This window comes from Chelatococcus sp. GCM10030263, assembly GCF_042666455.1.
In the GTDB taxonomy this organism is placed as follows: Bacteria; Pseudomonadota; Alphaproteobacteria; order Rhizobiales; family Beijerinckiaceae; genus Chelatococcus.
The window spans coordinates 693,180-718,433 of sequence record NZ_JBHTDB010000016.1; the positions used below are offsets into that span (position 1 = coordinate 693,180).

Sequence of the window (25,254 nt, forward strand, 5' to 3'; positions counted from 1 at the left end):
GCGCTCCCGTAAGCACCAGGCAGAACGAACGCCGCGGAACGTCGCGATGGCGGTCAGGTTGCTCTCTTCCGACGTTCGGAAGCGGAGGCGCTTCGGGTCGGCGCATCGGATGGCTTGGTCCGGTACCAAGGCGCGCGGCGGCCTCTGCGCTCAACCTCGCGTGCCAGCGCGGCCACTTCCGCCAAACCTTTCAGGCATAACGGGAAACCGATCCGGGAACTTTCCTCCTTGATGCGCGGTTGATCACGACGGCGGAAGATCAAGCCGGCGGGAGGCGCGTGGTGGGCAAAGCGTCGTGGAAGACGGTTGCTGTATTCTCCACAGTATTGGCCGTGAATGCGCCGGGCCCACTCCGCCCCCAGCCTGCCGAACCCGCAATCGCCCCGGCCGCCTCGACCATTACGCCCGAGGACGGGCAGTGGACGATGCCGGCGAAGAACTATGCCTCGACGCGCTATAGCGAGCTCGCCGAGATCAACGCCGAAAACGTCAAGAACCTCCAGGTTGCCTTTACCTTCTCGACGGGAGTGAACCGCGGGCAGGAAGCGGCGCCGCTCGTCGTCGGCGGCACGATGTACATCGTGACCCCCTACCCCAACATCCTCTATGCCCTAGACCTGACCAAGCCCGGCGCGCCGCTCAAATGGAAATACGAGCCGAAGCCAGAAGCGGCGGCGCAGGGCGTCGCCTGCTGCGACACGGTCAACCGCGGGCCGTTCTTTGCGCGCGGAAAGATCTATTTCAACACGCTCGACGGCCAGACGGTGGCGGTCGACGCCGAAACCGGTCGCGAGGTCTGGAAGACCAAGCTCGGCGACATCAATATGGGCGAGACCATCACGATGGCGCCGCTCGTCGCCAAGGACAAGGTTCTCGTCGGCAACTCGGGCGGTGAATACGGGGTGCGCGGCTGGATCGCCGCGCTCGACGCCGAGACGGGTGCCATCGTCTGGAAGGCCTACAGCACCGGGCCCGATAAGGACGTGCTCATCGGCCCGGACTTCAAGCCCTTCTACGACAGCGACAAGGGCAAGGATCTCGGCGTCAGCACCTGGCCGCCGGACGCCTGGCAGCAGGGTGGCGGCAACGCTTGGGGCTGGGTGAGCTACGATCCGGAGCTCAATCTCGTCTACTACGGCACGGGAAATCCCGGGCCCTGGAATCCGGAACTGCGCCCGGGCGACAACAAGTGGACAGCGGGCATTTTCGCTCGCGACCTCGACACAGGCCAGGCACGCTGGTTCTACCAGTGGAGCCCGCACGACCTCTTCGACCACGACGGCATCAACGAGAATATCCTGCTCGACATGGAGTGGAACGGCGCGCCGCGGAAGGTGCTGGTCCACCCCGAGCGCAACGGCTACGTCTATGTGCTCGATCGCATCACCGGCGAGGTGCTCTCGGCCAAGCCCTTCCATTTCATCAATTCCACGAACGGGGTCGATCTCAAGACGGGGCGGCTCTCCATGAACCAGGCAAAGGAGCCGCAGATGGGCAAGGTCGTGCGCGACATCTGCCCGAATGCCTCCGGCGCCAAGGACTGGAACCCCTCCGCCTTCTCGCCGCGGACCGGGCTTCTCTACATCCCGCACGTCAATCTCTGCATGGATTTTCAGAGCATGGAGGCGAATTACATCGCCGGCACGCCCTATGTCGGCGCCTCCGTGCGCATGAAGGCCGGGCCCGGCGGAAACCGCGGCGAATTCACCGCCTGGGATATTCGGCAGGGCCGCGCCCTGTGGTCCATCAAAGAGAATTTCCCGCTATGGAGCGGGGCGCTCGCCACCGCGGGGGATGTCGTCTTCTACGGAACTATGGAGGGCTGGTTCAAGGCGGTGAACGCCCGCACCGGTGAGGTTTTGTGGCAGTTCAAGACGGGCTCCGGCATCATCGGCCAACCGACCACCTACCGCGGGCCGGACGGACGGCAATATGTGGCGATCCTCTCCGGGGTCGGCGGCTGGGCCGGGGCGATCGTCTCCGGCGACCTCGATCCGCGCGACGCCACCGCCGCGCTCGGCTTCGTCAATGCCATGCGCGACCTCAAGGAGGTGACCACGAAAGGAGGAACGCTCTATGTGTTCCGCCTTCCGTAATTTCATCCTGCTCGTAGCCCTCGCCTTGGCGGGCACCGCTGAGGCACGCGAGCTCAAGGTCTGCGCCGATCCCAACAACCTCCCCTTTTCCAATGCCAGGGGCGAGGGTTTCGAGAACCGCATCGTCGCCCTCGTCGCCGAGGACCTACACGCCGAGGTCACATACACCTGGTGGGCACAACGGCGTGGCTTCCTGCGCAACACGCTCAATGCCGGCGCCTGCGACCTGGTGCCTGGTCTCGTCGCGGGGCTCGAAATGGCGAGCTCCACCCGGCGCTATTATCGCTCGACCTATGTCTTCGTCACCCGGGCCGACGGGCCTGCCGTCACCTCCTTCGACGACCCGACGCTCAAGCAGCTCAAGGTGGGTATCCAGCTCGTCGGCGACGACGGCGCCAATCCGCCCCCGGCGCAAGCCCTCGCCCGGCGCGGGATCGTCGGTAAAGTGCGCGGCTTCACCGTCTATGGCGATTATGCCGAGCCAAACCCAGCCGGGCGGATCGTCGCGGCGGTCGCCCGCGGCGACATCGACGTGGCGATAGTCTGGGGGCCGTTTGCCGGCTATTTCGCCAAGAAGCTCGGGACGCCGCTGCGCATCACGCCGGTCGATCCACCGGTTGAAGGGCTCGTGCCCATGGTCTTCGACATCGCCATGGCGGTGCGCCGCACCGACAAGCCCCTGCGCGACGAGGTCAATGCCGCCCTCGCCCACCGGCGCGGGGAGATCGACGCCATCCTCGCCGAATACGGCGTGCCGCGCCTCGACAGCCCCCAGGCGAGACGCTGACATGCGCAGCATCCTGCCGGCCGTCCTGATCGGTGTCGCGCTCCTTGCTGCCTGCCAGCGGGAGGAGCGCAGCTACGACACCCCGCGCGCCAAGAGCGGCGGCGAGGAGTCCGTCGCGCTGTCGCCCCTGACCGCCGGAGCGGGCAGTCCCTCGGTGTCGTCAAGCGACAAAGGCAAGCAATACGAGAACAACGCCTATCACCTGAGCCAAGGCAAGCGGCTCTTCCAGTGGTTCAATTGCGTGGGGTGTCATGGCAACGGCGGCGGCGGCTCCGGCCCCGCCCTGATGGACGACACCTGGATCTACGGCGGCAATATCGAGAACATCGTCCAGACCATCCGCGAGGGCCGGCCGAACGGCATGCCCTCGTTCCGCGCCAAGATCCCGGACGACCAGATCTGGGAGATCGCCGCCTATGTGCGCTCCATGGGCCGCTATGTGCCGAAGGACGCGGCGCCCTCGCGCAACGACGACATGAATGCGCGGCCGGCCGAAAACCGGCTGCCGGCTGGAACGCCGCAATCGGGTGGCATCCCCGCCTCCGCCGAGCGGCCCCAGTGAGGCGCGGCCATGGAGAGGGTTGACCCCGATCGCCCGTCCAGCCCGGACCGAGACCGGCCGGGCGTCCGGCGGTGGGCGCTCGGGCTTGCCGCCTGCCTTTCGCTCGGCCTTTCCGGCTGCAACCGTGTCCAGTCGGCGCTCTCGCCGGGCGGCGCCTTCGCCGAACGGCTCGCCGACCATATCTGGTTCTTCACCTGGCTCTGCACGGCGATCTGGGTGCTCGTCATGATCGCCCTCGCAGTTGCCCTCGTCCGCCGGCGGACCGCGCGCGAAGGGGACGCCGAGCCGCTCGCCCTCAACGAGGACCATGAGCGCCGGACGACCCGCGTCGTCGCCGGCGCCGTCGCGGCCACCGCAGTAACCGTCGTCGTGCTGACCGTGTCGAGCTATCTCACCAACAAGAGCCTTGCCGACATGGGCGAACACCCGACGCTGACCCTGCAGGTCACCGGTCATCAATGGTGGTGGGAGGTGCGCTACGAGGATGCGGACGCGAGCCAGACGTTGACCACCGCCAATGAGATCCACATTCCCGTGGGTGAGCCGGTCCGCCTCAAGCTCACCTCCTCCGACGTCATCCATTCCTTTTGGGTCCCGAGCCTCATGGGCAAGGAGGATCTCATCACCGGCCGGCAGAACACCATCGTCATCCAGGCCGACCGGCCCGGCGTGTTCCGCGGCCAATGCGCCGAGTTCTGCGGCCTGCAGCACGCTCATATGGGCATCCTCGTCATCGCCGAGCCGCGCGAAGCCTTCGACGCCTGGTACAATACCCAGCTCGTGCCCGCCGCCGACCCGACGGAGCCCGAGCGCCGCCGCGGCAGGGACGTCTTCGTGTCGAAGGCCTGCGTCATGTGCCACCAGATCCGCGGCACCACCGCCGGTGGCCGGGTGGCGCCGGAGCTGACGCATATCGGCAGCCGCCAAACGATCGCCGCCGGCACCTTGCCGCTGACGCGCGGCAGCCTCGCCGCCTGGATCGCCGATCCGCAGGCCATCAAGCCGGGGGCCAACATGCCGCGGGTCGACCTCGATCCCGACGAGCTCAATGCGGTCGTGAGCTATCTGGAGGGGCTGAAATGACGAGCTCGACGTCCCTCATACACCCGGACCTGCGCGACACTCACCTCGACGACCGCACGCTCGACCTCACCCTGAGCAAGACCTGGGGCACCGGCCATGGGCTGATGGCCCGGCTCACGACGGTCGACCACAAGATCATCGGCCGGCGGTTCATTCTGACCGCCTTCTTCTTCCTCGCGCTGGGCGGCCTGGCGGCGGTCGCCATGCGCATCCAGCTCGCGCGGCCGGAGAACGGCTTCGTGGGGCCGGACCTCTACAACCAGCTTTTCACCATGCACGGCACGACGATGATGTTCCTCTTCGCCGTGCCGGTAATGGAGGCCTTCGCCATCTATCTCGTGCCGCTCATGGTCGGCACGCGCAACATCGCCTTCCCGCGGCTCAACGCCTTCAGCTATTGGGTCTATCTCTTCGGCGGGCTCTTTCTCTGGGTCTCGTTCTTCCTGAACATCGGGCCGGACGCCGGCTGGTTCGCCTATGTGCCCCTTTCCGGCCCGGAATACGGGCCGGGCAAGAGGGTCGATGTCTGGGCGCAGATGGTGACCTTCACCGAGATCTCCGCGCTCGCCGTCGCCGTCGAGATCGTCGTCACCATCTTGAAGCAGCGCGCGCCGGGCATGACGCTCGACCGCATTCCCCTGTTCGTCTGGGCGATGCTGGTCACCTCCTTCCTCATTCTCTTCGCCATGCCGGCGGTGATGGTGGCGAGCACGGCGCTCATTCTCGACCGGCTGGTCGGCACCCATTTCTTCAACCCGGCGGAAGGGGGCGACGCGCTGCTCTGGCAGCACCTCTTCTGGTTCTTCGGCCATCCCGAGGTCTACATCATCTTCCTGCCGGCCACCGGCATGGTCTCCGCCATCATTCCCGTCTTCGCGCGCCGGCCTGTCTTCGGCTATCTCGCCCTTGTTCTCTCGCTCATCGCCACGGGCTTCCTCTCCTTCGGGCTCTGGGTCCACCACATGTTCGCGACCGGCATCCCGAAGCTCGGCGCAAGCTTCTTCACAGCCTCGAGCATGCTCATTGCTATCCCGAACGGCATCCAGATCTTCTGCTGGATCGCCACGCTGTGGAGCGGGCGCCCGGTGTTCCGCACGCCGCTGCTCTTCGTGCTCGGCTTCTTCTTCATCTTTGTCGCCGGCGGGCTCACGGGCGTGATGGTGGCCTCCGTGCCGCTCGACCTGCAGGTGCACGACACCTATTTCGTCGTCGCCCATTTCCACTACGTACTCATCGGCGGTGCCGTGTTCCCGCTCATCGGGGCCGTCTATTACTGGTTCCCGAAGATCACCGGCCGCATGCTGAACGAGCGCATGGGGCAGTGGAACTTCTGGCTCGCTTTCATCGGTTTCAACGCCGCCTTCTTCCCCATGCACATCCTCGGCCTCGCTGGCATGCCGCGGCGCATCTACACCTATCCGGTGGAGGTCGGCTGGGGCGGCATGAACCTGTTCGTCACTGCCGGTGCGCTGGTGTTCTTCGGCAGCTTTGTCCTCCTCCTGGTCAATGGGCTTCGCAGCCTCGCCCACGGCGAGCCGGCCGGTCCCAATCCGTGGAGCGCCGACACGCTGGAATGGGCCACCGCCTCGCCGCCGCCGCCCTACAACTTCGCCCGCATTCCCGTCGTCACCCACCGCGAGCCGCTGTGGAAGGAGCGGGAGGTGTTGCCTGTCGTGACCGGCCTCAGGGTGGACGCCCGTGAGCTGCTGGTCGGCACCGTCGCCGCGGCGACGCCGGAAATGCGCGAATCGTCGCCAGAGCCCTCAATCTGGCCTCTGCTCGCGGCGCTCGCGCTCGGTGCGACTTTCGTCGCCTCGATCTTCACCCCCTGGGCCGTCGTCTGGGGGGCGATTCCCATCGCCATCGCCCTCACCGCCTGGTTCTGGCCCAAAGGCTCCCCGGAGGACGAGCAATGAAGCAGCGCCCCGTCATCGACGCCTCCGAACTGCCGACCTACGGCTTCGGGCCGAGCACACCGATGTGGTGGGGCACGCTCGCCTTTGTCGCGCTCGAGGGCATGGGTTTCGCTCTGGCGGCGGGCAGCTATCTCTATCTCGCCTATCTCGCGCCGGAGTGGCCGCTCGAGGCGCCACCGCCGCGGCTCGGACCCGGAACAATCGTGACCCTGCTGCTCATCGCCAGCGTCATCCCAAACATGCTGGTCAGCCGCTGGGCCGAGAAGGAGGATCTGCGCAAGGTCCGCATCGGCCTCGTGGTGATGAGCGCGTTTGGCGTGGCGCCGCTCGTCGCCCGCATATTCGAGTTCGGCGCAGTCGAGGTGATGTGGGACGACAATGCCTATGGCTCGGTGGTTTGGTTCATACTCGGCCTGCATACGGCGCACCTGCTCACCGACCTCGGCGACACGCTCATCCTCGCCGTCCTGATGTTCACCCGCCACGCCAAGAACGGCAAACGTTTCAGCGACGTGAGCGACAACGCCTTCTATTGGAACTTCGTGGTGCTGTCCTGGCTGCCGCTCTACCTCCTCATCTACTGGATGCCGCGATGGTGAGGACGCGATGATCGAGATCCGCTCGCGCCACCTGTTCACGCACGGATTGTCCTGGGCCGGTTTCGTCAGCGGTCCCGGCGCCTGGGCTCTCTCCACCCAGGTGAACTACATGCTCGCGCCGTGGGAATGCGCCCATCGCGCTGGCGCGGTGCCGTGGGCGGCGCTCCTGCTGGCGCTCGTTGCGCTCCCCGGCGGCCTCCTCTCCTGGCGCGCCTGGCAGCGGCCGGAAGCGGCGGGCCGGCCGGCACGGACCGAGCGGTTCATCGCCGGCGTGAGCCTCGCGATGGCCGTCCTTTTCGCCCTGGTCATCCTGCTGCAGGGCACGGCGGGGCTCGTCTTCAACGGGTGCGAGCGATGAGGGGCGTGAGCTTCCTCGGACTTTCGCTCGCGCTCGTCGCGACCGGGCTCGCCTCGCCCGCCCTCGCCCACGCCGGGCACGTCCATGCGGGCGTTTCCCTGCCCTGGACCTGGGATCCGTGGATCACGGTGCCGCTCGCCGTGACCGCCGGGCTCTACGGCCTCGGCGTCGCCCGGCTGTGGCGGCGGGCCGGCTTCGGCCGCGGCGTGCGCCCGGGCCGGGTGGCGATGTTCGCCGCCGGCTGGCTCGCGCTCGCCGCGGCGCTCGTATCGCCGCTTCACGCGCTCGGCGAGCGCCTGTTCACCGCCCATATGATCGAGCATGAGATGCTGATGGTGGTGGCCGCCCCGCTCATAGCGCTCGCCCGCCCCATCGGCGCCATGCTCTGGGGCCTGCCGCAGGGATGGCGGCGCGGGCTTGGCGGCGCGGCGCGCGCGCGGCCCCTTGCAGCTTTGTGGCACGGCCTGACCGATCCGCTCGCCGCCACCGTCTTGCATGGCGTGGCGATCTGGGCCTGGCACATGCCGGTGCTGTTCGAAGCGGCGCTCGCCAGCGAATGGATGCACGGCCTGCAGCACGCGAGTTTCCTCTTCAGCGCCCTGCTCTTCTGGTGGGCGCTGATACACGGGCGTGCGAGCCGGCACGGCTACGGCCCAGCGGTGGGCCATCTCTTCACGACGACCCTGCACACGGGCGTCCTCGGCGCGCTGTTCCTGTTCTCCGGCCGGCTTTGGTATCCGCCGCAGGCGGACGAGGCGGCGCGCTGGGGCCTGACCGCGCTCCAGGACCAGCAGTTCGCAGGCCTCGTGATGTCGGTGCCGGCCTGCGCCGTCTATCCCGTGGCCGGGCTGGTGCTCGCCGGGCTGTGGATCTCGCAGAGCGGCCGCTTGCGAAGGATGGGGCCGGGCCATGTCGTCCATGCGCCATAGATATGCGGCAGTGGCCGCCGCCTTCTTGCTCGGGGCGGCAGGAGCCGCGGCGGCCGTCCTCAGCGCCAGGCGCCGCGGCTCCGGCTTCGGCAGCGGTTTCGACGCAGCGGATTCCGGTCCGGGCCCCGGCCCGGCGCGGCCCCACTATGCCCGCATGGGGCTCGCCCTCGGCCTGCTCGTTCTCGTCGTGGCCGTGGGGTCCGGCGCCTATTGGTACGAACGCAGCCGCTCGGCAGAGGCCTGGGCGGCGACGCTCGCCGCGGGCGACCCCGGCCGGGCGCCCATGCTCATGATCCGCAACGGCTGCGCGGGCTGCCACACCATACCGGGGGTGCCGGGCGCGCGCGGCACCGTCGGGCCCGGGCTCGCCGGCATGTCCGACCGGGGCTTCATCGCCGGGGTGCTGCCGAACACCCCCGAGAATCTCGCGCGCTGGATCCGCGACGCGCGCAGCATCAATCCCCATACGGCCATGCCGACCACTGGCGTGAGCGAGGCGGACGCCGACTCGATGGCCGCCTATCTCTACGCTTTGCAGCGCCGGCCCTGAAGCCTGCAGGCGCCGATGTCGGATTGAGGATGGCGCGACCGGCCGATCCACGAGGTTCTGTGAGCCGGCACTCCCCCACTCGGAGTGACCTGCTTCCTGTGCCGGATGTCTCGGGATCAACGGGGTTCTGGCGGGATCGGATGATGCGGAACCTGTGCGACAAGCGTTGATCGATGCACGCGCGACGGGCCAGGCGCAGCTCCATCAACGCTTCGAGCGGGCGAAGGCCGAAGGCGACTTGCCGGAAACGACCAAATCCGATGCGCTTGCGGCCTTCGTGATGGCTGTCTCTCATGGCATGGCGGTACAGGCTAAGGCCGGCTTCAGTCGCGAGATGCTGGAGGCCATTGTCGAGCAAGCGCTTTCCGCATGGCCTAAAGGTCCACGTTCTCCGGGATAATTCCAAGCGATTGCTGACGTATGCGCTTCAGAAATGAAGAAGATTGCATCATATCCGCAAGGTATTCCGAGCGAACCCGATAATCGTTTCGAGCTGGCTTTCCAGCTCGATATGGAGGTGGTGACGTCCACGACGTCGTCGAACCTACAGCCCGCGCCCTCCAGGACTGGCCCCATCCGTCTGACTACGACGCTAGAACATCCATTCTTGACGCGGTATTCTGCCTGGCGGGCTGCATGACACAGCGCCGATTACCTTCGCGCGGCGCCATCTCTACTCATCGCACTGGAGTTCCTGGCAAGCAGCCGAGATCAACTTACGGCTGTTCCTGGCAGACGGACAGTTCAATTTGGCCGACGAGCAACCCCCGACAGCTAGAACGTGAATTGCGCCCAGCCGGCGACAAAATCGCCGGCTCGCCCCCCAGCCTGCTTCAGCCGTTTGCCCGGCGTGTAATGGACATAGGTCCCGCCGATCGTCAGGTGCTCGGTCGCGCCCCACTCGAATGCTGCGCTGGTCTGCTGGCCGATGAAGCGACCGGTCCCGCTTGCCGTGCCACGGACCGGACTGAGCGGCGGCGCATAGAAGGCGTCCGCCTCGGCCTGCTTCCAGAGCGGGTTCCAGCCGAGCGTGACCGTCAGCTTCGGCGTGAGCGAGAGGCTCAGGTTCGGCTGGAGGTCGAGCAGGTTCGCGGGCGCAGCGAGGTTGGCCTCGGAGAAATAGGGTAGCTTCGGAAACATCGGGTTGAAGGTGCCGAGCCGGTTGTCGCGCAGATTCCCGTCGCCGCTGATGGCGTCGGCGTTTAGCCCGACGCGCGGCGAGAACGGCAGGTGGGCAAAGGTGTAGCCAACATTCGCCGAGACAGTCCAGGCGCGGATTTCGGCGGTGCCGAAGCTACCGAACTGGTAAGCCGCCTCGACATTCCAGTCGAAGCCACTGTGCTGGCCGAAGAGCCGCGTGCCGAGCGTGTGCCGGCGTTCGGTCGCGACGCCCTGGGCGAAGCGGGCTTTGTCGCGCTCCAGCGCGAGATAATAGAGATCAGTTTTGAGGCCAGGCACGGCCGGGATCGCGGTCGTTGCGTAGGCGCCCCAGAAGAGCTGGGCCTGGTCGGCGCTGTCGTTGAAGATCCCGAGCTGTGGCGCGACCGGACGGACTAGGAAGACATCGATCCGCGTATCACCGCCCCCGATCCAGGCGGCGCGGACGCCGTCGAAGGCGCGGCGGATATTTGGGCTCTCACGCACCGAAACGAGACGCGAGGAGCCGAAGCTCATCTCCTGCCGGCCGCCGCGCAGCATGATCTCGCCATGAACCGTCGTAAGCGACAGCTCGCCGAAGGCCTGCAGGATATCGAGCAGGTCTTTCTGCGTCGGCGGCGGCTCGCCGGCCCAGCCCGGCGCGAAGCCGCTAGCCAATTCGAGGAAGGTTCTCGCATTGGGACCGAGATGCAGATCGGCGAACAAGAAGGAGCGCAGCAGCGCGTAGTCGTTGCGCCGTAGCGGGCCGAGGCCGAAGACCGGATCGAGCGAGGATTCGTAGCGCGCCCGCAGCTCGCCGCCCAAAGTCAGGTATGCGGAGCCGTCGCCGCTCAGCGGGATCCATTTGAGCGGATCGAACGGGTCGGTCCGCAAGGCCGGATCGCGCAGCGGCGACCAATCCTCCTTGAAGCGATGGCTCTCATAGGACGGTCGGCTGGCGGAGGTCTGGGCCAGCGCCGCCGTACCATCAAGCCCGAGCGTCACGACCAGCACTGCCCCGGCGACGTGCCGGAGGCGACCTCCTGGTCTCGACCCCGGCTGCGTGAGACTCATGCCCGGCGATCCGCGTCATCAGCCTCGCGGCCCTCCCGATGCGCTGACAGTCCGAGCAGGTGCCGGATGACGGGAGCGTCCGGGCCGGCATGGAAGCGCGCCATCTCGGCCTGGATGTCGGCATCGGCCTGCGAGACACGCTTGTGCTGGCGCAGATGCTCGGCCCAGGATTCGACCATGAACCATTCAACGATGCGCTCGGGATCGGCGGCGTCCTCGCTGACGCCCCAGGCGAAGGCGCCGTCGCGCCGCCGCTCCGGCGCGAGCCGGCCGATGGCTGCCAGGAACGCGGCGCGGTTTTCGCGGACGATGCGGTATTCGATCGTGATCGTGACCGGGCCGCGATCATGCTCGACCGGCTCGGCGATGGCAGGTTCCGGCCAATGGGACGATGGCGTCAAGTCAGCCTCACCCGCCGGCAGGGGCAAGCGCAAGGTCGCGAACGCGACGAGACACAACGTCAAAGCCGCCGCGACTAATGTGCCGTGGATGCCGATCGCCTCGGCGATGAGCCCCCAGAGCAGGCTGCCGGCGGCCGAGGCGCCGTTGAACACGGTCAGGTAGATCGCGAGACCCCGGCCACGCACCCAGTTCGGCAGGATCGCCTGGATCGTGCCGTTGAGCGTGGTGAGGGCCGCGATCCAGGCGCCGCCAAGGATGAAGAGCAGGATGACCGCCAGCCATTGCGGCGGAACTGCCGCGAGCGCCGCGGTAATTGCGGCTGTGACGAGCGCTGCTCCAAGCATGATGCCGTCGACGCCGGTGCGCGCGCGGATACGCGGCAGCACGATCGCGCCGATGATCGCGCCTGTGCCGACCGCGCCGAGCAGCAGGCCGTAGAAACCTGCGGTTCCCCCAAGCAGCTGGCGGGCAACCAGCGGCAGCAGCGCCCAGATCGCGCTGGCGCAAATGAAGAAGAGCGTGGCGCGCAGCAGCACGCGGTGCAGCTCGCGGCTGGCGCGCGCATAGCGCAGCCCGGCCCGGAAGGCGCCGCCGAACTGCTCGCGCAGCTCGTCATCGGCTCCGGCGGGGCGACGCCACCAGACCAGGGCGGCGATGACGAAGACATAGCTGAGCACGTCAGCGCCATAGGTTGCGGCCGCCCCGAAGGCGACGAGCAGCGCACCGCCGAGCGCCGGGCCGATCGAACGGGCAATGTTGAAGCCGAGCGAGTTGAGCGCGACGGCGTTGCGCAGGTCGGGCTTCGGCACAAGCTCGGGCACGATCGACTGCCAGGTCGGCCCCATCAGCGCCGCGCCAACGCCGCCGAGAAAGGTCAGCCCGACCAGGATCTCGACGCTCAGCCTGTCGGCCAGCGCCAGCGCGAACAGGGCGGCGCTGATCAGGCCGAGCAGGACCTGCACGCCGATCAGGAGCTTGCGGCGGTCGATAATGTCGGAGAGCACGCCGGCCGGGATCGCCAGCAGGAAGATCGGCAAGGTGCCGGCGACCTGGATCATCGCCACGGCGGAGGGCGAGCCGGAGAGGTCGGTCACCAGCCAGGCGCTGGCGACGTCGCGCATGAAGGTGCCGATATTGCCGAGGATCGTCGCCGCCCAGAGCACGGCGAAGACCGGCTGCCGCAATGGCGAGAATGCCGACGGCGTTAGCGCCTTCGGGGCAGTGTGCGGCACGTCGGTCATCTGTGTCGCGCGCCTCTGCTGGAGCGGGCGCCGAGGATCGCCAGCAGGGCGAGGCCGCCGATGATCGAGACATGCTCGAAGAAGATATTCTGGTGCAGGAAGCGCTCGGCCGCCGGCTTCAGCCAGAAGGCATGGGCGAAGAGCGTCGCGATCGCGGTGAAGCCGGCGAGCGCGGCGGCGCCGATCCAGGCGTAGCGTCCCCCGGCGATCAGCAGGGCGGAGCCGCCGAGCTGGGTGACGATGACCAGCGTGGCGAAGAGCACGGCCGGCTCAAGCCCGGTCAGGCCGCGCACCTCCGCCATCGCCCCGCCGAAATCGGCGAGCTTGGCGATGCCGCTGAGCAGGAAGGGCAGCGCGACCGCGCTCCGGGCGAGGAGCGCCAGCCAGGACTGGCCGAGCAGGGTCTCGACGGCCGGCTGGATGGCGGAAAGCGGCGAGGCCGACATGGCGCAAATCCTTCGATGATATCTGTCGCTCAGAAAGCCCAGCAGGAGCAGCCGAGCGCGCCCCAGAAGGCGCCCTCGTCGCGCGCCGGTGTCGCCGCGGCCAGGGCGCCGGCATGGGCGTGGCCGTGAACGCCGCAGGCGCTGGCGCAGCCGCAATTGGCGGCGAAGGCGTATTTGCGGTCGTCGAGCGCGGCGCGCTTCTGGTAGCCGCCAAAACTCCGGACGGGCGACCAGTCCGGCATGGCCGGCGGCAGCGGCGGCGCTAAGCCGGCATAGTCGCCGGTGCCGTGCACAGGCTTGCCACCGAGCAGGGTCAGGACGCTCTCGATGTCCTGGATCTCGTCCTCCGGCACCGACATGTAGTCGCGGTCGAGCACCACGAGGTCGGCGAGCTGGCCCTTCTTGATCTGGCCCTTCTTGCCTTCCTCGGTCGAGAACCAGGTATTGGCCTGCGTCCACAGCCGGAGCGCGCTCTCGCGGTCGAGCAGGTTGCGCTGCGGATAGAGCTTCAGGCCGCCCAGCGTCTTCCCGGTGACGAGCCAGGCCAGCGAAACCCAAGGATTGTAGCTCGCGACGCGGGTGGCGTCGGTGCCGGCGCCGACGGGGACGCCCGCCTCCAGCATGCGCGCGATCGGCGGAGTGCGCTCCGCCGCCTTGGCGCCGTAGCGTTCGACGAAATCCTCGCCCTGGAACATCATCCGGTGCTGCACGGCGATGCCGCCGCCGAGCGCGGCGATGCGGTCGATATTGCGGTCGGTGATGGTCTCGCAATGGTCGAAGAACCAGTGCAGGCCCTGCAGCGGCACGTCGCGGTTGACCTTCTCGAAGACGTCGAGCGCCCGCGTGATCGTCTCGTTGTAAGTAGCGTGCAGGCGCCAGGGCCAACGGTTCTCGGCGAGCAGCCGCACGACCGGCTCGAGGTCGCCCTCCATCGAAGGCGGCATCTCCGGCCGCTCGACCCGAAAGTCCTCGAAATCGGCGGCGGAGTAGACCAGCATCTCGCCGGCGCCGTTATGGCGGTAAAGGTCGTCGCCCTGACCGGGCTTGACCTGCATCGACCAACTCTCGAAATCCGCCAGTTCCTGCTTCGGCTTCTGGGTGAAGAGGTTGTAGGCGATGCGCAGGGTCAACTCGCCATCGGCATGGAGCTTCTCGATAATCGCATAGTCTTCCGGGTAGTTCTGAAAGCCGCCGCCGGCATCGATCACGGTGGTGACGCCGAGCCGGTTCATCTCGCGCATGAAATGCCGGGTTGAATTGATCTGATATTCCGGCGGCAGCTTCGGCCCCTTGGCCAAGGTCGCGTAGAGGATCGTGGCGTTGGGCTTGGCGAGCAGGAGCCCGGTCGGATTGCCGGCATTGTCGCGCTGGATTTCGCCGCCCGGCGGGTTCGGCGTGTCCTTGGTATAGCCGGCCGCGCGCAGCGCCGCGCCGTTGAGCAGAGCACGGTCGTAGAGATGGAGGATGAAGACCGGCGTGTCGGGTGCGATCGCGTTGATCTCGTCCAAGGTCGGCAGGCGCTTCTCGGCAAATTGATGCTCGGTGAAGCCGCCGACGACGCGGACCCACTGCGGCGGCGGAGTCACGGCGACTTGCTTCCTAAGCATCTCCATCGCCTTGCCGAGCGAGCGCACCCCATCCCAGCGGAGTTCCATGTTGTAGTTCAGCCCGCCGCGGATGATGTGCATGTGACTGTCAATCAGTCCCGGCACAGCGCGCCGACCGCCGAGGTCGACGACCTGGGTAGCCGGCCCTGCAAGTGCTCGCATCTCCTGCTCGGAACCGGCGCCGATGAAGCGCCCACCAGCAATCGCCACGGCCTGCGGGTTCGGGTTGGCCTGGTCGAGCGTGGTGAAACGGCCGTTCACCAAGATGAGGTCAGCGATCATTGCGCCGGCTCCTGAGCCTGAGGTCTGGGCTGCGGCTGAGCGGCCGAGAAGCACCGACAATGCGCCGACCGCGCCGCCGATCGTGGTCTGCCTGCGGGTAGGGTTCATGATGACATGCCTCCGGCGTCGCCTCCGCTATCTCGGACGGCGGCCCGCGTGGGCAGGGCGCCGAAGACATGCTCGCCGCATTCGCTCTTGAGCCAGCCGAGGCTCAGCCTTTCGCCGGCTATCACGCGCTTGGCGATCGGTACGATCTGCTCGCCGGCGAGGATGCCGAGCAGCCCGATCAGCGCCACAACGGGCGGCGCCGGCGAACGCACATTGAGCAGGCTGTAGATCACGCCGACGAGCAGGCCCGCCGCGAGCGTCATCAGGTAGACCTTCATCTCCACTCTCCGGTATCCACAACGGCCGGACAGCTGGCCGCTCCGCCGATCAGCCCGCAATGAAAGCGAGCAGGTCTGGATTGATCACATCGGCATGGGTGGTCAGCATGCCGTGCGGGAAGCCCGGGTAGGTTTTCAGCCTGCCGTTTTTCAGGAGCTTGACCGAAAGGCGGGCCGAAGCGTCGATCGGCACGATCTGGTCGTCGTCGCCGTGCAGCACCAGCGTCGGCACGGTGATTGCCTTCAGGTCCTCGGTCTGGTCGGTCTCTGAGAAGGCCTTGATGCCGTCGTAATGCGCCTTGGCGCCGCCGATCATGCCCTGACGCCACCAGTTCTGGATCACGCCCTGTTGGACGCTCGCACCGGGCCGGTTGAAGCCATAGAAGGGGCCGGTCGGCAGGTCGAGGAAGAACTGGGCGCGGTTGCCGGCGAGCGCCTCGCGCAGGCCGTCGAAGACCTCGATCGGCAGGCCACCTGGGTTGGATTCGGTCTTCAGCATCAGGGGCGGTACGGCGCTGACCAGCACCGCCTTGGCCACGCGGCCCTGCGGCTCGCCGAATCTGGCGACATAGCGTGCGACCTCGCCGCCGCCAGTGGAGTGACCGATATGGACGGCGTTCCTCAGCGCGAGATGCTCGACCACCGCCGCCGCATCGGCGGCATAATGGTCCATGTCGTGACCTTCGCTCATCTGCGCCGAGCGGCCATGCCCGCGGCGGTCATGCGCGACGACACGGTAGCCCTTCGACAGGAAGAACAGCATCTGCGCATCCCAGTCGTCCGAGCTGAGCGGCCAACCGTGATGGAACATGATCGGCTTGGCGTCCTTCGGACCCCAATCCTTGAAGAATATCTCAACGCCGTCCTTGGTGGTGATCGTCGGCATCGCTCAGTGACCTTCCTGCGCGCCGAACATGGTCTTGGCGTAGATGATGCCGAGCCCGTAGGCGCCGCCGAACTTCTTGGCGATGCCGGTGGTTAGCTCGTAAGTTTCGGTGCGGGCCCAATCGCGCTGCAACTCGAGGAGATACTGAAGGGCGGTCATCGGCCGAGCCCCGGCCTGGGCCATGCGCTCCATAGCTCGCTCGTGCGCCTCCTCGGAGACGTCGCCGCAGGCGTCGGCGATGACGTAGACCTCGAAGCCCTGCTCGAGGGCAGAAAGGGCGGGGCCGACGATGCAGACGCCGGTCCAGAGACCGGCGAGCACGATGCGCGGCTTGCCGATCTCGTTGACCTTGGCGATGACGGCCGCGTCCTCCCAGGTGTTCATCGAGGTGCGGTCGAGGAGCGCCTGACCGGGGAAGGCCTCGGTGATCTCGCCGAACATCGGCCCCGAAAAGCTCTTTTCGGCGACGGTGGTCAGGATGGTTGAGACGCCGAAGCCGGCCGCTGCATGGGAAATCAACGCAGCATTGTTGCGTAGCACGACGGCATCGATCGACTTGGTCGCGAAGGACATTTGCGACTGGAAGTCGATCAGGATCAGCGTGTGGTCCGTGGGCGAGAGTAATGCTCTGCCGGGGACAGGAGCAGCGGTCGGCATGTGAATGACTCCGGTGAATGGGCGGTTAGTCGAATGTCCGAGATGTCGGGCCGTTGCGGCGCTCACTTTCGCCGGCTGGTCCGGCGCATGGGCGCGCGCGGGTGGCAGGCGTGGGAAGAGTGGGATTCACAGGGCTTTGGCTCTTGTCCATCGGCACCTCCCATAACGGTAGAGAGGTTCTACGAGCGAGCGATGGGTCGGGACAATTGCACTGAGGTATCCCGCATCTTGTGCCTCGGGGTAATCGCGCGCGCCGAACTTTACCCGGCAAGTGCCGAGTGTAGGGCCCGCAGCAGCTCGTCCGGATTGCACGGCTTAGCCAGGTAGGAGCCGATCCCAAGCGTCTTCGCCTGCAATCTGGTCGTCTCGTCGGGATAGGCGGTGATTAGGACTGCTGGAACCGCGTTTCCGGAGGCGGCCATATGGCGGCAGAGCTCAACACCGCCCATGACTGACATTCGCACGTCCGCAATCAGGCAGGAGACGGCCGCGAAATGAGCGGAGCGGAGGAAGGCCGAAGCGCTGGCGAAGCCGACGGCCGTAAAGCCCATTGCGTTGACGAGGTCGACCATCGCCTCGCGGGCCGAGTCGTCGTCATCGACCACCGCGATCAGGAGATTCGCAGGCATCCGTTCTCGCCCAGCCTCAACGTATCCGGCGGGACCGTGACCCACATCCGGATTCGAACGCATCGAGGATGGGAAAGCGGGCGGTTGGGTGCAATTATACTCTGGTGTCGTCCGCCTGAGTCCCAGGCTCAGCGGCGACGAGCCTATCCGCAATCCGCACGAGGTCGGCGACCGAGTTCGCCCGCAGCTTCTGCATCATCTGGGCGCGATGGACCTTAACGGTGACCTCGCTGAGCTGGAGTGCTTGCGCGATCTGCTTGTTCATCTGGCCGGCCGCGACGAGCGGCAGGATCTCGCGCTCGCGTGGCGTCATCGTCGCCGCGCGCTCGCGCAGCTCCGCCAGCGAGGCAGCCATAGCGCGTCGGCGCCTATCGAGCTCGATTGCCCGGTGCACGCCGTCGAGCAGGTCCTGGTCGCGGAATGGCTTGGTCAGAAATTCGACTGCACCAGCTTTCATGGCGGCAACCGACATCGGCACATCGCCATGGCCGGTGATAAAGACGATCGGCGGCGGATTGGCAGTGCGGCCGAGCTCGCGTTGGAATTCGAGCCCGCTTTGGCCCGGCAGCCTGACATCCAGCACCAGGCAGCCCGGCAGGTCCGGGCGTTGCGCCATCTGAAAGTCGCGCGCCGATTCGAAGAGCATGACCGAGTGGCCGACAGAGCGAAGCAAGCTCTCAAGCGAGACCCGCATTGCTGGGTCATCATCAACCACAAAGACGATCGAACTCTCCACGTTCATCAGGCCAATCCTGAACTTTTTGGCACCGTTACGGAGGCCGGCAGCGAGAACTGGAACACGGCCCCACGCGGCGAGTTGTCGGACGCCCATAGTCGCCCGCCATGAGCCTCGACAGTGGTCCGGCAGAACATCAGCCCCATTCCCATCCCATCCGGCTTGGTCGTGAAAAACGGGTCGAATATACGATCCTTGTCGACCGTCGCCAAACCGGTCCCGCTATCTGCGATAGCGACGAGCACCTCGCCGAAGTCATGGCATTGCGAGGTGATGCGCAGGAGGCGCGGTTCCGCCGTGTCTCGCATGGCGTCGACGGCATTGTCGACGAGGTTGGTGAGCATCTGCTGCAGCTGCGCGGGATTGCCGATGACCGGGGGCAAGTCACTGTCCAACCGGGTCGACACCGAGATGCGGCCGAGCCTGGCCTCGTCCCTGCATCGAGTCAGTACGGCGTTGATGAGACTATTGACATCGAGCGGCACACGCTCCTGGGCGCCCTTCAAAAACATGGTGCGGATGCTCGTGACGACCTTACTGGCACGGTGGCCTTCCGTGACGATGCGGCCGAGTGCCGCCTTCGCCTCGCTGATATGGGGCTGATCGCGCTCAAGCCAGCGCAGCCCCGCCGAGGCGTTGGTGACCATGCTGGCGAGCGGCTGGTTGACCTCGTGCGCGATCGAGGCCGAAAGCGCTTCCATAGCGGTCAGCCGGTTTTGACGAGCCCGGCGTTCGGCTAATACCGAGCGCGCCAGCCGAGCATGGACCGTGGTTGCCTCCGACAGCAGCACGAGCAGTACCAGGCTGGCAGAGACCAATCCGTAGAATCGGCCCGCCCACCAGCCGACGCTCAGCCGGACGCCCTCGCTGATGTAGGAGATCAATAGGATCTCGACCAGCAACGTGAACAGCACGACCATAAGCCAGATGTCGAGCATCGTGCGTCGGCGCAGGCCGAGCGCGGTCAGGCCCAGGCAATAGAGCGCAACGGCCGCGGCGGGCACGAAACGCCACAAGCCGCTGACGTTGCGCGCATCGATCATGAATTGCGGCAGCGCATCGTCATTCCGGACGATGAGCCACGTGGCGATGGCCGCGACGGCCAAGACGCCGGCGATGCTGGAAAGGATGATCCTTCCCGCCGTGCCTGGCGGGAACTCGCGATCGGCCAGGACCACATAGGCGATTACGAAAAGCGGAAAGCTCAAACGCCTGATCGCGGCAATCGAAGCGGTGCTTTGTAAGGCACCGTCGAGCATGAGCGCATCGAACACGCCGGGGAAGGTCAGAGCCCATGGCACCGCCATCACGCCAGAGAAAAGATAGCCCAGCGCGAGCAGCAGCAATGCCCCGGACCGTTGCACGTAGAACAGGGCCATAAGTAACGCCGAGGTAAGCAACTCGACGACGAGCACGGCCGCGGCGTAGGCAGGCAGCAATGCCTCGGTGTTGGCGGTGGGCCGGTGCGCGTAGGGTGCGGTCACGAGCAGCGCACCGACCAGCAGCGCGCACAGGCTTGCCGCCAGTCGAAGCTGGTATCCGGTCGGCGGCGATGCCAACGGCGAGAGCCCGTCGGACGCCGTTTCGAATGAACTCACAAAACCTCGCACATCGCCACGCACGACCGGCCAAGAGCCACGCCGATCCGCTGACTGGTTAGCATAAATCAGGGCAAATCTGACGAATGATGTGGCGGGGCTCGCTCTTAAGGTCGTTGGACGGCGTCCTCGCATCGCGTGAAACGTCGTTCGCGGTGAGGGCACCGACGATCAGACCCCGAAAGCTCCCTATCGTCACCGGCGATCATGCGGGGAAGCGGCATTAGGTAGCAAAAGCCACCAAATGAGATTGGCCCCGCACGCAGGATATGCCTAAGTTGGGGTGGTTAGCGGTCCGGCAGCTTTTGGCTGCATTGGTAGATTAAGCGGCCTTTGCGATCTCGCAATCACACGCCGAAGGATTGGGCCTGCCCTTGCCACCCGGTCGATCGGAGAAATTGCTCCCATGTGAGGCTGTTCAGATTTACTTTCCGACTCCACATGAGATCACGATCCTGGCGATAATAGCCATATTCGGTGGCATATTCGGCCATCCCCAATAGCTCGCGCACCAGGAGTTCGTTCGCCGCAAAATCGGGGAAGTGATGGAGCAACCCTTCTCGGGTGTAAGCCGAGCTATAGGCAGCCTTCCGACCCGTGACGCGGGTGAACGTGGCGACCATTTCCCGGGGCGAGATAATGTCGCCGATGACCGGCATGGACTTGCCTGCATATTTCTCCGGATGGGAGAATATCTCCAGGACTGCCGGCCCCGTCGCACTCATAGGATCGACAAAAGGCGCCCGGAAATCTTCCGGTAGATAGATCGGAAATATCAGGGTGTCGCCATTCATGCGTGGCGTGTAGTATTCAAGGAGATTAGTATAAAAGAAGGCCAATATGATGAAGGAGCTTTGTACAGGGAGCGTGCGGATATAATCCTCGATGCTTGCCTTATCGGTGAAATGTGGAGCGAACTTTTCTCCGTGTGTGATTTGATCGACATTTTCCAAGCTGCTGAAGACAACATGCTGGACGCCTGCCTCGACGGCTGCATCGGCTAATTCCTTGCCAAGCGCTGCTTCATGCGTATCTGGCGGCGCGATGGGAGGCGTCATGAGGAACGCGCCGTGCGAGCCTTCAAAGGCCGTCACCATCGCCTGTTTTTGCCCCAGTTCTAACGGCACGTTCATGAGTTCCGCACCGTCATGCGCCAGGCTTTGCGCCTCCACCGAGTCTATGCGGCGAGTCAGCGCCCGGACGCGGTAATTGCCCCTCTCCAGCAAGGATCGTGCGGCGCTGCGACCTTGCTTACTCAATGCGCCGACGATGGTGATAAGGGGCTTGTTGGTCGGCGACATCACGCTCTCCATTGGTTGGCTTGTGGGTTAGCCGGAAAGCTATTCATTGCGCGAGTTATTCGGTAGATGGTGAGAACGCATAGGGTAGTTCCAAAAAATGGATAAGTCGGCGATCACGTTAGAGAGGATGCGTAGCTTCGTCCGCGTTGCAGAGCGCGGCAGCTTTTCTGCCGTGGCCCGCGAACAGGGCGTCGGCCAAGCAACCATCACCCGCCATATCACAGAGCTGGAGGGCGCGCTTGGCGTGACCCTTCTCAGTCGAACCACCCGGCGCGTCACGCTTACGGCCGAGGGCACGGATTACGTCGATAATGCGCGCACTATCCTGCGCCTTGTTGACGAGGCCGCCGATGACGTTCGCAGCGCAGGTGATCGCCTAGATGGAAAAATTCGGGTTTCCTGCACCGCCGCGTTGGGGGTGCGCCATGTCCAGCGAGTTTTGTTCGAGTTTCAGGATCAGCATCCAAACGTGAACATCGACCTCAGACTGTCCGACGTGCAAATTGATCTGGTCCGCGAGGCGGTGGATATTGCAATCAGATTGGGGCCGCTCGCCGACAGTTCCATGCAGCGCAAGCCCATCGGCAATTCACGCCGGGTGCTCGTGGCTTCACGCGCCTATCTGGAAGAGCACGGACGCCCGCAGGGGCCGGATGATTTGCGGCACCATCAGACGATCCGCATGAGCAACGTAGTCGGAAGCGACATGCTCGTTCTCCACCCGCAAGAGGGGCGGCCTTGCTCGATACCGTTCGACGGTCGGCTGCTGGTTGATCACGGCCTCGCCGCCCGGGAAGCCTTGATACAGGGGCGTGGCATCACTCCCGCTCATGTCTGGTTGGTGGACGACCTTCTGCAGTCCGGGGCGGTGGAGCAGGTATTACCAGACTACGCGCCAGAGCCAGTCCCGCTATCCATCCTCATTGTACCCGGCCGCGCGCGCATCAAACGTATCCGCTCGCTGATCGACACGGTAAGCGACGCCCTCAAGGCATTGCCCGGTATTGGGTAGTGGTATGTCCGCATCCGGCGACTGAACCGGCGAAGTCCTATGGCCGATATGGGGCCGAAACCCGCCGTCCTTTGGTGGCTTTTGCTACCTGATTCCGCGGGGAAGGACCGCGCGTTCAATTGTCATATTTCTGGACATCCTATTTGGGCTTCGTCCCTAATACAGGTGTTGTCGAACAAGATTTCGGCGGGGGCTCGGGAGGTGGTGTTGGCGTTTCTATTCGACGGTGCCGAACCGGCGAAATGCACGGTCCTCTTGGCGCATGGTGCCGGCGCACCAATGGACTCGCCATCGATGACTGCGACCACGAAGGCCTTGGCGGGAGCGGGCTTTCGCGTGGCTCGGTTCGAATTCAGCTATATGGCCAGCCGGCGGACGGGAGCAGGCCGCAAGCCGCCTCCGCGGGCGGAGAAACTCAATCCCGAATACATCGCCGCTCTTGATGCGCTCGACGCGGAGGGGCCGCTCATCATCGGCGGCAAGTCGATGGGCGGCCGTGTGGCCAGCATGGTCGCCGACGAACTTTTTGCCGCCGGACGGATCCGTGGCCTGCTGTGCCTCGGCTATCCCTTTCATCCACCGGCGAAGCCGGAGCAGGTGCGGACCCGCCATCTTGCCGATCTAAAGACGCCGACGCTGATCGTGCAGGGCACGCGCGACGCGTTCGGCACGCGGGAGGAGGTCTCCGCCTACACCCTCTCCCCGGCCATCGAGATGCTGTGGCTCGAGGACGGCGATCACGATCTGAAGCCGCGCAAGAGTATGTCTGGGTTTTCGCCTGCAGACCACCTCAAGACAATGGCGGAAGCGGTTTCGGCCTGGGCAGATCGGATTGCTGGCTGAGGCGAATGATGATGATTGCCGCCACCAACCTCAACGGCATCAACGGATGCCTGCAGGTGCTCGTTCGACAGGCGTCTTGCCGCGCTGGCAGCGCGGCAATCGCTTCAGGGCAGCCGCTTGAGCAGTGGCAGCCGCTCGGAGACAAGGGCGGGCTTGGCACCGTGCCCCATACGCGCTCCGGACATGCCGTAAGGATGCCCGATGGAAATCGCGCCGCGTCGACGTTGAGCAATTCGTTGGGAATGCCGAGCTTGTCGTTGCTTGGCGCGCCTCAGGCCGCCTTGCCGAAGCGGACGTCGTATTCCTCCTCGGGCGGGAACTCCCCGGCATAGGCGCGGCGCTGAACCTCTTTTGCGTCCATTCCGGCGCGACGCGCCTCGAGCATCTTGCACGGGTCGACCGGCTGGCCGATCGGGTTCTTTGCGAAATATGGAGAACTGCGCATGAATTCGGACGATGCAGCCCAGTCGCCGAAATTGTCCGCCTGCAGCTCGACCGAATTGCCGTCCGGATCGACATAGTAGATCGAGGTCGTCAGTCCGTGATCCACGGCGAAATGTGGCTTGATCCCCTGCTTGTCCAGCCGCTCCCACGTCAGCAACAAATCGTCGAGGTGAACGTATTCAAAGGCCGAATGATGCATCCCGCTGTGGATGCGCAGATCCGGATCGTCGGCGATCTCGGGCGCGAAGAGGAAGGCGATGCGGTGGTTGGCCGCGTCGTTGGTGAGCCATGCCCCACCTTCGAACTGGAACAACGGCCTCACGCCGACGAGGTTGCCGTACCAATCGATCATCTCCTGAAGTCGGCCTGTCCTGAAGGTCACGTGGTGCAGCACCGGCCGCCTCACCTCGTCGGATGCCTCCGGAGTGCTTGAGCTCATCTCTTCTCCTCCCTCGAATGTTGTGACTGCGATGTTTGCTTTTGCGTAGTGTCGATGGGGCCGGCCGGAAAACCCGCAGCTGTCGCGGCCGCGCCGGCCGCCACACAGGAGGCCGAAGCGTAGTCGCGACGCTTCAGGACGATCTACCATAAAGTGCGCGGCTGAACGGCAGGATGATGCCAGTTTCAATCTGTCGATGCCTGCAATGTAGCGCCTGCGGCGCGTGATGCTGCATGGGCTTGCGTGCGTCGTCGATGATGTCGGTATGGTGGCTCGGCGCGTCCAAGGCCAGCCGCAACGGATCGGCAGCGTATGGCCGGCGCGGTATTGGGGGGAAAATGAAGCATCATCACCTCAGAAACGTGCTCACCGTCGCCGAAGTCGGCAGTCTTCGAGCCGCCAGCCGGCTTCTTGGAATCGCGCAGCCCGCGATCACCCGCAGCATCCGCGAAATCGAGAGCGAGCTCGGCGCCCAGCTCTTCGAGAGGCATGCGAAGGGGGTCCGTCTGACCCCGGTCGGGCAGGTCTTCGTCCGCCGCGGCCAGACAGCCATGGCCGAGCTTCGCCGGGCCAAGGAGGAAATCGGGCAGATGCTCGGCGGTGGTGGTGGGGAAGTCTCGATCGCCATGTCAACGGCGGCAAGTCTTGCGCTCTTCCCGGCCGCGGTCGTGGCCTTCCGCAAGCGCCATCCCGACACCTTGGTCAAGGTCAAGGAAAGCATGTTCCAGCCGGTCGAGGCCGAAGTCCTCGACGGCCAGATCGATTTCTACGTAGGGCCGTTCGATACCAAGCTTGGGCCGGCTCGGCTGAGCGTCGAAAAACTCTTCGACAACCGGCGCGTCGTCATCGCCCGCAAGGGGCATCTCCACGCCAAGGCAACCACGCTCGCCGAACTCGCCGGGGAGAAGTGGATCCGTCCGGCACTGTCCGTACAGCACAGCGAGGCCGACTTCCACCGCCATTTCGAGCTCCTCGGCCTGCCACCGCCGCGCATTATCATGCAGGCGAGCGCCCTTCATTCGCTCCTCACGGTGGCGAACACCGACGTGTTGATGATCGCCGCCGAGCAGCTGGTGGAGTCTTCCAAGCTCGCCGAATTCTTCGACGTGCTGCCGCTCGAGGTAGAGCTCGACGCGGCCCCCATCTGCATCGTCCGCTGCGCCCATCTGCCGCTCACGCCTGTCGCCGAGTATTTGTGCGACATGATGCGCCGCGCCGGCGAGCACTATGCTGCGCGCCGGCGCAGGGGTTGAG

Annotated in this window: 24 protein-coding genes and 1 pseudogene; 13 read left to right on the forward strand and 12 right to left on the reverse strand. The window is 65.6% G+C overall.

Annotated features, from left to right (window positions below; translation table 11 throughout):
• Positions 1-332 precede the first annotated feature (332 nt).
• The 10 genes and pseudogenes from ACFQU1_RS25590 to ACFQU1_RS25635 form a co-directional block, all read left to right on the forward strand.
• Entirely contained in the window at positions 333-2,096 is a 1,764-nt protein-coding gene (locus tag ACFQU1_RS25590) for a methanol/ethanol family PQQ-dependent dehydrogenase (RefSeq protein ID WP_378138384.1), read from the forward strand.
• Positions 2,077-2,883, forward strand: coding sequence for a substrate-binding domain-containing protein (locus ACFQU1_RS25595; RefSeq protein WP_378138123.1), 807 nt, complete (start codon positions 2,077-2,079; stop codon positions 2,881-2,883). The genes ACFQU1_RS25590 and ACFQU1_RS25595 overlap by 20 nt, the downstream gene beginning before the upstream one ends.
• 1 nt (position 2,884) lies before the next feature.
• Positions 2,885-3,445: a c-type cytochrome gene (locus ACFQU1_RS25600; RefSeq protein ID WP_378138125.1), complete on the forward strand. Its 561-nt coding sequence runs from the start codon at positions 2,885-2,887 to the stop codon at positions 3,443-3,445.
• 9 nt (positions 3,446-3,454) lie between these two features.
• Positions 3,455-4,528: a cytochrome c oxidase subunit II gene (coxB, locus tag ACFQU1_RS25605; RefSeq protein ID WP_378138127.1), complete on the forward strand. Its 1,074-nt coding sequence runs from the start codon at positions 3,455-3,457 to the stop codon at positions 4,526-4,528.
• A complete protein-coding gene (ctaD, locus tag ACFQU1_RS25610) occupies positions 4,525-6,444 on the forward strand; it encodes a cytochrome c oxidase subunit I (protein WP_378138128.1) in 1,920 nt (639 codons plus the stop codon). The genes coxB and ctaD overlap by 4 nt, the downstream gene beginning before the upstream one ends.
• Positions 6,441-7,043: a heme-copper oxidase subunit III gene (locus ACFQU1_RS25615; protein WP_378138130.1), complete on the forward strand. Its 603-nt coding sequence runs from the start codon at positions 6,441-6,443 to the stop codon at positions 7,041-7,043. Before ctaD ends, ACFQU1_RS25615 begins: the two co-directional genes overlap by 4 nt.
• A 7-nt stretch (positions 7,044-7,050) precedes the next feature.
• Complete coding sequence (locus tag ACFQU1_RS25620; protein ID WP_378138132.1) at positions 7,051-7,401, forward strand: hypothetical protein; 351 nt, start codon at positions 7,051-7,053, stop codon at positions 7,399-7,401.
• Complete coding sequence (locus ACFQU1_RS25625) at positions 7,398-8,330, forward strand: cytochrome c oxidase assembly protein (RefSeq protein WP_378138134.1); 933 nt, start codon at positions 7,398-7,400, stop codon at positions 8,328-8,330. Before ACFQU1_RS25620 ends, ACFQU1_RS25625 begins: the two co-directional genes overlap by 4 nt.
• A complete protein-coding gene (locus ACFQU1_RS25630) occupies positions 8,311-8,880 on the forward strand; it encodes a c-type cytochrome (RefSeq protein WP_378138136.1) in 570 nt (189 codons plus the stop codon). Before ACFQU1_RS25625 ends, ACFQU1_RS25630 begins: the two co-directional genes overlap by 20 nt.
• Positions 8,881-8,983: 103 nt before the next feature.
• Positions 8,984-9,280 (forward strand): annotated as a pseudogene (locus ACFQU1_RS25635) (TetR family transcriptional regulator C-terminal domain-containing protein); the annotation flags it as partial.
• A 374-nt stretch (positions 9,281-9,654) separates the two neighbouring features.
• On the opposite strand, the gene ACFQU1_RS25640 reads toward ACFQU1_RS25635, so the two are convergent.
• From ACFQU1_RS25640 to ACFQU1_RS25690, 11 genes are all read right to left on the reverse strand, one after another.
• Positions 9,655-11,091 (reverse strand): alginate export family protein, encoded by a 1,437-nt coding sequence (locus ACFQU1_RS25640; protein WP_378138138.1) that lies wholly within the window; start codon positions 11,089-11,091, stop codon positions 9,655-9,657.
• Complete coding sequence (locus tag ACFQU1_RS25645; protein ID WP_378138140.1) at positions 11,088-12,734, reverse strand: MFS transporter; 1,647 nt, start codon at positions 12,732-12,734, stop codon at positions 11,088-11,090. Before ACFQU1_RS25645 ends, ACFQU1_RS25640 begins: the two co-directional genes overlap by 4 nt.
• Positions 12,731-13,180, reverse strand: a complete 450-nt coding sequence (locus ACFQU1_RS25650; RefSeq protein WP_378138142.1) for a DoxX family protein — start codon at positions 13,178-13,180, stop codon at positions 12,731-12,733. Before ACFQU1_RS25650 ends, ACFQU1_RS25645 begins: the two co-directional genes overlap by 4 nt.
• A 29-nt stretch (positions 13,181-13,209) precedes the next feature.
• A complete protein-coding gene (locus ACFQU1_RS25655; RefSeq protein ID WP_378138144.1) occupies positions 13,210-15,177 on the reverse strand; it encodes an amidohydrolase in 1,968 nt (655 codons plus the stop codon).
• Positions 15,174-15,455 (reverse strand): XapX domain-containing protein, encoded by a 282-nt coding sequence (locus ACFQU1_RS25660; RefSeq protein WP_378138146.1) that lies wholly within the window; start codon positions 15,453-15,455, stop codon positions 15,174-15,176. The genes ACFQU1_RS25655 and ACFQU1_RS25660 overlap by 4 nt, the downstream gene beginning before the upstream one ends.
• A gap of 49 nt (positions 15,456-15,504) precedes the next feature.
• Positions 15,505-16,341, reverse strand: coding sequence for an alpha/beta fold hydrolase (locus ACFQU1_RS25665; RefSeq protein ID WP_378138148.1), 837 nt, complete (start codon positions 16,339-16,341; stop codon positions 15,505-15,507).
• A 3-nt stretch (positions 16,342-16,344) separates the two neighbouring features.
• On the reverse strand, positions 16,345-16,998 hold the full coding sequence (locus tag ACFQU1_RS25670; protein WP_378138150.1) for a hydrolase: 654 nt from the start codon (positions 16,996-16,998) through the stop codon (positions 16,345-16,347).
• A gap of 260 nt (positions 16,999-17,258) precedes the next feature.
• Entirely contained in the window at positions 17,259-17,627 is a 369-nt protein-coding gene (locus tag ACFQU1_RS25675) for a response regulator transcription factor (RefSeq protein ID WP_378138152.1), read from the reverse strand.
• 94 nt (positions 17,628-17,721) lie between these two features.
• Complete coding sequence (locus tag ACFQU1_RS25680; protein ID WP_378138154.1) at positions 17,722-18,369, reverse strand: response regulator transcription factor; 648 nt, start codon at positions 18,367-18,369, stop codon at positions 17,722-17,724.
• A complete protein-coding gene (locus ACFQU1_RS25685; RefSeq protein WP_378138156.1) occupies positions 18,369-19,961 on the reverse strand; it encodes an ATP-binding protein in 1,593 nt (530 codons plus the stop codon). The genes ACFQU1_RS25680 and ACFQU1_RS25685 overlap by 1 nt, the downstream gene beginning before the upstream one ends.
• A gap of 347 nt (positions 19,962-20,308) precedes the next feature.
• Positions 20,309-21,262 (reverse strand): NmrA/HSCARG family protein, encoded by a 954-nt coding sequence (locus ACFQU1_RS25690; protein ID WP_378138158.1) that lies wholly within the window; start codon positions 21,260-21,262, stop codon positions 20,309-20,311.
• 97 nt (positions 21,263-21,359) lie between these two features.
• Here ACFQU1_RS25690 and ACFQU1_RS25695 point away from each other — a divergent pair, with 97 nt between their 5' ends.
• Both ACFQU1_RS25695 and ACFQU1_RS25700 read left to right on the forward strand, forming a co-directional pair.
• Positions 21,360-22,274: a LysR family transcriptional regulator gene (locus tag ACFQU1_RS25695; RefSeq protein WP_378138160.1), complete on the forward strand. Its 915-nt coding sequence runs from the start codon at positions 21,360-21,362 to the stop codon at positions 22,272-22,274.
• 201 nt (positions 22,275-22,475) lie between these two features.
• On the forward strand, positions 22,476-23,117 hold the full coding sequence (locus ACFQU1_RS25700) for an alpha/beta family hydrolase (protein WP_378138386.1): 642 nt from the start codon (positions 22,476-22,478) through the stop codon (positions 23,115-23,117).
• A gap of 271 nt (positions 23,118-23,388) precedes the next feature.
• On the opposite strand, the gene ACFQU1_RS25705 is transcribed toward ACFQU1_RS25700, so the two are convergent.
• Entirely contained in the window at positions 23,389-24,189 is an 801-nt protein-coding gene (locus ACFQU1_RS25705) for a VOC family protein (RefSeq protein WP_378138162.1), read from the reverse strand.
• A gap of 149 nt (positions 24,190-24,338) precedes the next feature.
• Between ACFQU1_RS25705 and ACFQU1_RS25710 the strand changes: the two genes are divergently transcribed.
• On the forward strand, positions 24,339-25,253 hold the full coding sequence (locus ACFQU1_RS25710; RefSeq protein ID WP_378138164.1) for a LysR substrate-binding domain-containing protein: 915 nt from the start codon (positions 24,339-24,341) through the stop codon (positions 25,251-25,253).
• Position 25,254: the final 1 nt, after the last annotated feature.

What these genes read in the sequence shown, in the direction of transcription:
- ACFQU1_RS25595 (WP_378138123.1), top strand. Translation starts at nt 2,077, where the DNA reads ATGTGTTCCGCCTTCCGTAATTTCATCCTGCTCGTAGCCCTCGCCTTG.
- ACFQU1_RS25600 (WP_378138125.1), top strand. Translation starts at nt 2,885, where the DNA reads ATGCGCAGCATCCTGCCGGCCGTCCTGATCGGTGTCGCGCTCCTTGCT.
- coxB (WP_378138127.1), top strand. Translation starts at nt 3,455, where the DNA reads ATGGAGAGGGTTGACCCCGATCGCCCGTCCAGCCCGGACCGAGACCGG.
- ctaD (WP_378138128.1), top strand. Translation starts at nt 4,525, where the DNA reads ATGACGAGCTCGACGTCCCTCATACACCCGGACCTGCGCGACACTCAC.
- ACFQU1_RS25615 (WP_378138130.1), top strand. Translation starts at nt 6,441, where the DNA reads ATGAAGCAGCGCCCCGTCATCGACGCCTCCGAACTGCCGACCTACGGC.
- ACFQU1_RS25620 (WP_378138132.1), top strand. Translation starts at nt 7,051, where the DNA reads ATGATCGAGATCCGCTCGCGCCACCTGTTCACGCACGGATTGTCCTGG.
- ACFQU1_RS25625 (WP_378138134.1), top strand. Translation starts at nt 7,398, where the DNA reads ATGAGGGGCGTGAGCTTCCTCGGACTTTCGCTCGCGCTCGTCGCGACC.
- ACFQU1_RS25630 (WP_378138136.1), top strand. Translation starts at nt 8,311, where the DNA reads ATGTCGTCCATGCGCCATAGATATGCGGCAGTGGCCGCCGCCTTCTTG.
- ACFQU1_RS25640 (WP_378138138.1), bottom strand. Translation starts at nt 11,091, where the DNA reads ATGAGTCTCACGCAGCCGGGGTCGAGACCAGGAGGTCGCCTCCGGCAC.
- ACFQU1_RS25645 (WP_378138140.1), bottom strand. Translation starts at nt 12,734, where the DNA reads ATGACCGACGTGCCGCACACTGCCCCGAAGGCGCTAACGCCGTCGGCA.
- ACFQU1_RS25650 (WP_378138142.1), bottom strand. Translation starts at nt 13,180, where the DNA reads ATGTCGGCCTCGCCGCTTTCCGCCATCCAGCCGGCCGTCGAGACCCTG.
- ACFQU1_RS25655 (WP_378138144.1), bottom strand. Translation starts at nt 15,177, where the DNA reads ATGAACCCTACCCGCAGGCAGACCACGATCGGCGGCGCGGTCGGCGCA.
- ACFQU1_RS25660 (WP_378138146.1), bottom strand. Translation starts at nt 15,455, where the DNA reads ATGAAGGTCTACCTGATGACGCTCGCGGCGGGCCTGCTCGTCGGCGTG.
- ACFQU1_RS25665 (WP_378138148.1), bottom strand. Translation starts at nt 16,341, where the DNA reads ATGCCGACGATCACCACCAAGGACGGCGTTGAGATATTCTTCAAGGAT.
- ACFQU1_RS25670 (WP_378138150.1), bottom strand. Translation starts at nt 16,998, where the DNA reads ATGCCGACCGCTGCTCCTGTCCCCGGCAGAGCATTACTCTCGCCCACG.
- ACFQU1_RS25675 (WP_378138152.1), bottom strand. Translation starts at nt 17,627, where the DNA reads ATGCCTGCGAATCTCCTGATCGCGGTGGTCGATGACGACGACTCGGCC.
- ACFQU1_RS25680 (WP_378138154.1), bottom strand. Translation starts at nt 18,369, where the DNA reads ATGAACGTGGAGAGTTCGATCGTCTTTGTGGTTGATGATGACCCAGCA.
- ACFQU1_RS25690 (WP_378138158.1), bottom strand. Translation starts at nt 21,262, where the DNA reads ATGTCGCCGACCAACAAGCCCCTTATCACCATCGTCGGCGCATTGAGT.
- ACFQU1_RS25695 (WP_378138160.1), top strand. Translation starts at nt 21,360, where the DNA reads ATGGATAAGTCGGCGATCACGTTAGAGAGGATGCGTAGCTTCGTCCGC.
- ACFQU1_RS25710 (WP_378138164.1), top strand. Translation starts at nt 24,339, where the DNA reads ATGAAGCATCATCACCTCAGAAACGTGCTCACCGTCGCCGAAGTCGGC.